At 56.3% G+C, this 451-nt stretch carries 2 protein-coding genes; both read right to left on the bottom strand.

Features of this window, described 5'->3' with window-relative positions; translation table 11 throughout:
• The coding region (locus AC2JF9_RS09230) for a hypothetical protein (RefSeq protein WP_500727175.1) at window positions 1–187 on the bottom strand (187 nt) is incomplete at its 3' end.
• Between the two features lie 54 nt (window positions 188–241).
• A partial coding sequence (locus AC2JF9_RS09225) for a hypothetical protein (RefSeq protein WP_500727173.1) occupies window positions 242–451 on the bottom strand: 210 nt, incomplete at its 5' end.

The raw sequence follows: 451 nt of genomic DNA, 5'->3' as shown, positions 1-451 counted from the left end.
GAAAAAAGGAAGCAAATACGGGAATCAGAGTAAATGCCAGAAAGCCGAGCAGGTTGGGCAGCAGCAGCAGAAACGCCCAGGTGCCGTCCTTGTGAAACAATCGTTTGAGCGCGCTCGTTTGGCCGCCTGCATGCGCCAGCTGCCGGGCATCGACTCTCGGTTCCATCAGGCTGTTCTCCGCATTCATCGCGTTCCACCCCTTTGGAAGGGAGCCCGGGCAGCGCACCTGGGCCCCGTCCTGTTATTTTGCAAGCTCTGCATTCGCTCTCTTCTCAATGTTGGCCAACGTGTCGTCGACGGACTGCCCCGAGTACCAAAGCTTGTCGGTTTCCTCCGTAATGATGTCGTTGACGACGTTTTGCGTGATCAAGGTGAACGGATAGGCTTCGGCTTCCGCGAAGAACGACACCATTTCCTTGAATCCTTCCGGGTGGACGGCTTCGTTGTACCA

This window comes from Lactobacillus sp. C449L (assembly GCF_059900815.1).
Note: the sequence above shows the minus strand (reverse complement) of the source record. Positions and strands in the feature narration are given on the sequence as shown.